Raw genomic sequence first — 4,870 nt, 5'->3', positions numbered from 1 at the left:
CTCGCGGACCTGCGGTCCGCGCCCCGGAATGACCGGCTTTGTCCAACATCCCGGAGAGCATGAGAATGGAGTCACTCAAGATCGCCTTCATCGGGCTCGGCGTGATGGGCGGCGGCATGGCCGCCAATTTGGCCCGCAAGGGTTTCGCCCTCACGGTGTTCAGCCGGACGCCGGCCAAGGCGGCCCCGGTGATCGCGCTGGGGGCGACGCTCGCCGGCTCCGCCGCCGCGGCGGCACGCGAGGCCGATGTCGTCTTTCTCTGCCTGCCGGCGACCGAGGATGTCGCTGCGGTGCTGTTCGGCGACGGCGGCATCGCGGCCGTGATGGCGCCGGGCTCGGTGGTGGTCGATACCTCGACCATCGATCCGGTGGCGACGCGCGAGTTTGCTGCACGCCTGTCGGCGGGCGGCATCGCCATGCTGGACTGCCCGGTGTCGGGCGGCCAGAAGGGGGCGGCGGACGGCACGCTGTCCTGCATGGTCGGTGGCCCCGCCGACGTTTTGGAGCGCGTGCGCCCCTGTCTGGACGCTATCGCGACCACGGTCGTCCATATCGGCGATGCCGGGGCCGGGCAGGTGGCGAAGGCCTGCAATCAGGTCTGCGTCGCGGCCAACATGCTGGGGGCCGCCGAGGCCGTGGCGCTCGCGCTGCGCATGGGGGTCGATCCGAAACGCGTGCGCGAGGCGCTGCTCGGCGGCGCTGCCCGCAGCACCGTGCTGGAGCGCCACACGCTGCGGCTCATCGAGCGCGATTTCACGCCCGGCTTTCGGGCCCGCCTGATGGAGAAGGATCTGCGCATCGCGGTCGAGGCGATGACGCGGACCGGCGTCTACGCACCGGTCTCGGCCGGCATCCACCAGCTTCTGAACGCGCTGCTGCAGACCGGCCGCGCCGACGCCGACTGGGGCGCCGTCGGCGCATTGATCCAGGAACTGTCGGGAGTGGTGGAGCGGGCCGTCGCGCCGCCCTGACGGTCCCGCCTCATGGTGAGGAGCGCTCGCAGAGCGCGTCTCGAACCATGTGGCCACCGGCGTGGTGGCCAGCGGCGCGGCCGTCCCTCGCCCTTCGAGACGCCGCCTTCGGCGACTCCTCAGGTGAGGGCGGACCTACGTCGGTAGCCCAGCCTCACTGCAGGTAGGCGTTGGTGTAATACGCGTCCAGAGCCTTGCGGACCTTGAGATTGCCGGTCTCGCTCAGAAGATCGAGGCAGGCCGCCCAGGTCGCCTCGTCGGTCCAGCCGATCGGCTTGCCGGCCGGCGCGTTGGTGGACGCCATGGTGACGCGGACCTGGCGCTCGAGCACGCCCGGGTCCTCCTTGAGGGTGAGATACTTCTGGAACGTCTGCGCAGCGGCGGCCGGATCCGCCATGGCGTCGGCATAGCCCTTCGCGGTGGCGCGCAGCACCTTGCGAACCAGCTCGGGGTTCTGCTCCGCCCAGGCCGAGTTGGCGATCAGCGCGGCGCCCGGCACCTTCAGGCCGAAGGCGGCGACGTCGATCACGTTGAACTTGGTCTTGGTGACGTGCTCCATCTTGGGCAGGTCGTTGGTGAGGAACACCGCCATCGTGTCGACGCGCCGCGCCATGAACTGGGTCGCCCGCGCCGAGTTGTCCATCTGGACCCGCGTCACCTTCTCGATGTCGACGCCGTTGAGCTTCAGGAACGGCCGCACCATGTCCGAGAAGGTCTCGCCGGTCGTGATCGCCAGCGACTTGCCCTCGAGATCCTTCGGCGACTTCAGCGGAACCTCGGGAAACGAGATGACGCCCATCGGCGTCGAGGCCTGGTAGAGCGAGACGATCTTCACCGGGAGATCCTGGCTGACCGCCTGCACGGCGTTGACGGCCGGGCCGTAGGCGAACTGCTCCTGACCGATGCCGACCATCTTGATCACGGTGAGCGCGCCGGAGCCCTCGGCGAGCGTGACGTCGAGCCCCTCGGCCTTGTAGTAGCCCTTGTCGAGCGCGACGAAGAGCGGCGCATACTCGCCCTTCAGCTTCCAGGTGAAGCGGATCGTGATCTTGTCGGCGGCCGCCTGCGCCGCCGCCGGGGTGACGCCGGCCACGAGCATTGCGGTCAGCAGTGCGGCCGTCAGGGTCGCGGCGGAAAGCAGTCGTTCGATCGATCGCATCATGGTCCTCTGCGGTTCGCAGTCCTGGTTCACGCCGCCCGGTCCGCGCCGTCAATAGCCCTGTGGACCGAACACCGTGATGCCGAGCCGCTTCTCCAGCGCCCGGCCGAAACGGTACTTCATCTCCGGCCCCTCGTAGGGCATCGGCGGAATCGCGCGATGCGAGGTGTCCGGCTCGACCTGCAGATCAGCAAATACCGGACCATCGCCGGCCAGAAGTTCGGGCAGCGCCGCGTCGAGCGCCGCCGTATCGGAGATCGCGACGGCGCGCGGGATGCCGGCCGCCCGCGCCATCGCGGCAAAGTCGGTGCGGCCGCGATTGACCATCGGCACGGCTCCGACCGTCTGGTAGACGCCGTTGTCGACCAGGAAGTGCCGCAGGTTCCTGGGCGCCTGCTGCGCCTCGGTGAGCAGGCAGCCGAGATTCATGCACAGCGAGCCGTCCGCGTTGATCACCCAGACGGGCAGCTCCGGCCGCGCCGCCGCCAGCCCCAGCGCGAAGCTCGCTGCGAAGCCCATGGCGCCGTGCATGTAGAACGTGTCCTCGCTCTGCGTCGCCGCCCACCATTCGTTCGCGGCCATGCCGAGGGCGCAGACCACCACGGCGTCGCCGCGGTGCTTCGCCAGCACGGCCATCGCGTCCGCGGCCCTCATGCGGCGGCTCCCTTCACCAGCTTGCGGGCCAGGAACAGCACGAAAGGCCGCTTCTGCAGGCGGCAGGCCTCGTAGGCGTCCGGGATGCAGCCGAGGTCCTCGGTGCGCTCGACCACATGGTATGGAAAGTCGTAGGCGTCGAGCACCGCGAAAGTCCGGCGCCCCTGAACCTCCTGATAGACGCGGTGGTCGTCGATCGAGCCGCGCCGGCTCGCCACGATGAACACCGGGATCTGGTGACGCAGGTTGAGGGTCGCCAGCTCACCCATGCAGGTGAGAAGCCCGGTCGCGCCCATCACGGCGACGGAGCGCACCCCGCCGAAGAAGGCGCCCGAGCAGACCGCGATCGCCTCCGCCTCGCGGGCGACCGGCACGTGGCGCATCTCCGGATCGCGATCGATCCGTCCGATCAGCGGGGCCACCCAGTCGTCCGGCAGGGTGGCGGCGAGCGTCACGCCGGTCTCGCGCAGCCGGTCGTGGATCATGTCGTGCACGTCCATTCCGTGCGGGTCTCCTCGGAAAGCCTCGGTCCGGACTGTGCCGGCCGCGCACGCCGCCTGCAAGGGGCGCACCAGTCGCGTCGTTTGACGCCGGCCCGGGCGGCTGCCTAAGGTCCCGCGGCAATTCAGGCGGTGCGCCGCCGCTCACCACCCCACCCGCGAGGACCAATGACGGGCCGGATCGACGACCTCCGCAGCTTCATGGCGCTGCTCCGGCAGAAGGGCCTCGTCTGCGACATCACCAAGCCGGTCGATCCGGTGCACGAGCTCGGTGCGGTGCTGCGCGCCTGCGAGCAGGACGGGAAGGCGGCCTACTTCCATCGGGTGAGCGGCTCGACCATGCCGGTGCTGGGCAGCATGCTCGGCTCGCACGAGCGCATCGCGCTCGCCGTCGGCTGCGCCCGCGACGATCTCGGCGACACAATGGAAGCGGCGGTCCGCGCACCGATCCCGCCGCGCGAGATCGCGGGCGCCGCGCCCTGCCAGGAGGTCGTCGAGACCGAGGTCGATCTCGGCACGCTGCCGGTGCCGACCCACGCGCCGAAGGACGGCGGGCCCTACATCAACGCCGGCGTCGTCATCGCGCGCGAGCCCGGGGGTGGCCGCCACAACCTCTCCTACGTACGGCTGCAGGTGAAGGGCCGCGACCGCATCGGCGTCAACCTCAACACCTGGCGGCATCTGCTCGAGTTCTTCGAGGCGGCGGAGAAGCGCGGCGAGAACCTGCCGTTCTGCGTCGCCATCGGGGTCGATCCCGCGCTGATGATCGCGGCCGCCTATCGCTACGACGGCGACGAGTACGAGATCGCCGGCGCGATGCGCGGCACCCCGACGCCGGTGGTGAGGGCGAAGACCTGCGACGTGCTGGTGCCGGCGACGGCCGAGCTCGTGCTCGAATGCGAGATCGTCGCCGGCGAGCGCGAGGCCGAGGGCCCGATGGCCGAGTACACGGGCCATTATTCGGGCGTGCACCCGCAGCCGGTCGGCCGCGTCAAGGCGATCACGCACCGCCGCGACCCGATCTTCCAGACGACCGCCGGCGCCTCCTTCGAGCACCTGCTGCTCGGCACCGCGGTGACCCGCGAGCCCAAGCTGAAGCGCCTCTGCCAGCAGGCCTCGCCGCGGGTGCGCGACGCCTCGCTGCCGCCCTTCGCCTCGGGCTTTCTGGCGCTGGTCGCCATGGAGGAGCCGCGCCCCGGCGAGGCCCGCACGGTCGGCCTCGCGGCGCTCAACGCGCACGTCAACATCAACACGGTCGTGATCGTCGACACCGACGTCGACATCTTCAATCCGACCGAGATCTTCTGGGCGCTGTCGACCCGGGTGCGCTGGGAGCGCGACCAGGTGACGATCCCGGGCACGCTCGGCAACGAGCTCCACCCGGCCGCCGACCGCACCGGCGTGATCGCCAAGACCATCATCGACGCGACGCTCGCCCCCGAGCTGCGCGGGTCCTACAGCAAGATCGTCTATCCCAAGGTCGATCTCGCCGCGCTCCTGGCCGGGCAGCCGAAGCCGGCGGAGTGAGGCGTGCTCTTCACCTCTCCCCGCTGGGGAGAGGTCGGAGTCCGCGCAACGCGCGGACT

5 protein-coding genes are annotated in these 4,870 nt (G+C 70.3%); 2 read left to right on the top strand and 3 right to left on the bottom strand.

Translation table 11 applies throughout. The annotated features are described in order from the left end of the window. The first annotated feature begins 65 nt into the window (after nt 1–65). On the top strand, nt 66–971 hold the full coding sequence (locus tag CH341_RS28140; protein WP_210208650.1) for an NAD(P)-dependent oxidoreductase: 906 nt from the start codon (nt 66–68) through the stop codon (nt 969–971). 154 nt (nt 972–1,125) lie between these two features. Here CH341_RS28140 and CH341_RS28135 read toward each other — a convergent pair whose 3' ends face one another. Genes CH341_RS28135 through CH341_RS28125 form a run of 3 tightly spaced genes read right to left on the bottom strand, consistent with a single transcriptional unit; the run spans nt 1,126 to nt 3,284 of the window. Then, nucleotides 1,126–2,133 (bottom strand): ABC transporter substrate-binding protein, encoded by a 1,008-nt coding sequence (locus CH341_RS28135; RefSeq protein ID WP_111422373.1) that lies wholly within the window; start codon nt 2,131–2,133, stop codon nt 1,126–1,128. A 48-nt stretch (nt 2,134–2,181) separates the two neighbouring features. Beyond that, nucleotides 2,182–2,784 (bottom strand): thiamine pyrophosphate-dependent enzyme, encoded by a 603-nt coding sequence (locus tag CH341_RS35425; protein ID WP_210208649.1) that lies wholly within the window; start codon nt 2,782–2,784, stop codon nt 2,182–2,184. After that, a complete protein-coding gene (locus CH341_RS28125) occupies nt 2,781–3,284 on the bottom strand; it encodes a thiamine pyrophosphate-binding protein (RefSeq protein WP_111422371.1) in 504 nt (167 codons plus the stop codon). The genes CH341_RS35425 and CH341_RS28125 overlap by 4 nt, the downstream gene beginning before the upstream one ends. Nucleotides 3,285–3,452: 168 nt before the next feature. Between CH341_RS28125 and CH341_RS28120 the strand changes: the two genes are divergently transcribed. Then, nucleotides 3,453–4,811, top strand: a complete 1,359-nt coding sequence (locus CH341_RS28120; protein ID WP_111422368.1) for a UbiD family decarboxylase — start codon at nt 3,453–3,455, stop codon at nt 4,809–4,811. Nucleotides 4,812–4,870 lie beyond the last annotated feature (59 nt).

Source organism: Rhodoplanes roseus (assembly GCF_003258865.1).
Classification (GTDB): Bacteria; Pseudomonadota; Alphaproteobacteria; order Rhizobiales; family Xanthobacteraceae; genus Rhodoplanes; species Rhodoplanes roseus.
This window is presented reverse-complemented; position numbering and strand designations above follow the sequence as displayed.

Excerpts from the sequence above, each read along its gene's own strand:
- CH341_RS28140 (WP_210208650.1), top strand. The coding sequence starts at position 66 with ATGGAGTCACTCAAGATCGCCTTCATCGGGCTCGGCGTGATGGGCGGC.
- CH341_RS28135 (WP_111422373.1), bottom strand. The coding sequence starts at position 2,133 with ATGATGCGATCGATCGAACGACTGCTTTCCGCCGCGACCCTGACGGCC.
- CH341_RS35425 (WP_210208649.1), bottom strand. The coding sequence starts at position 2,784 with ATGAGGGCCGCGGACGCGATGGCCGTGCTGGCGAAGCACCGCGGCGAC.
- CH341_RS28125 (WP_111422371.1), bottom strand. The coding sequence starts at position 3,284 with ATGGACGTGCACGACATGATCCACGACCGGCTGCGCGAGACCGGCGTG.
- CH341_RS28120 (WP_111422368.1), top strand. The coding sequence starts at position 3,453 with ATGACGGGCCGGATCGACGACCTCCGCAGCTTCATGGCGCTGCTCCGG.